The following is a 733-nucleotide window of genomic DNA, read 5'->3' on the forward strand; positions in this document are numbered from 1 at the left end:
TTGAATTATTCTCAAATAACTGTTTAATTTCCGGCATCTTGCAAACTACTTCCCTTAAATGACAAAAGCACTCATCGCAATTGAAACATATCAAGCGATCAGTGTTGTAACTATACACAATGTTACAATTTCGATCCCGTTAAATATGCGTCAGACAGGACTCATCTGACGTGTTCTTGGAAATAAATTCGTACAATTCAGACCGCTTATTAGATAACGAATTAAGCCATAATTTATTTATGGTTTAATTTTTCACATTCCTCGTTAAAGTAATGACATTTTACTTATTTAATTTTGAAATTAATGCAGGGAGCTAAACGGTGTTCGGTAGTCGTTTTAAAGATATCAATTTCAAAGGGGATATATTTGGCGGGGTGACCACGGCCATTATTTCTCTCCCTTTGGCGTTGGCGTTCGGGGTTGCTTCGGGGGCGGGTGCAGAAGCTGGCCTTTGGGGCGCCATAATGGTGGGCTTGTTTGCCTCCTTATTTGGTGGCTCAAATACACTTATCTCAGAACCCACGGGTCCGATGACGGTGATCATGACAGCCGTATTAACCAGTATGATGGCGAAGTACCCTGAAACAGGTATGGCGATGACGTTTACTGTTGTCATGATGGCGGGTGCATTTCAGATCTTGCTTGGAACGCTGAAGATGGGTAAATACGTTACCTTAATGCCTTACAGCGTGATCTCCGGCTTTATGTCGGGTATTGGTGTCATACTTATCAT

1 protein-coding gene is annotated in these 733 nt (G+C 41.6%); it reads left to right on the plus strand.

All coding sequences use genetic code 11. The annotated features are described in order from the left end of the window. Positions 1 to 320 precede the first annotated feature (320 nt). Positions 321 to 733 (plus strand): SulP family inorganic anion transporter (locus R8N47_RS24965; protein WP_318186076.1); only part of this gene is annotated, 413 nt, incomplete at its 3' end.

This window comes from Vibrio sp. 2132-1 (genome assembly GCF_033344315.1).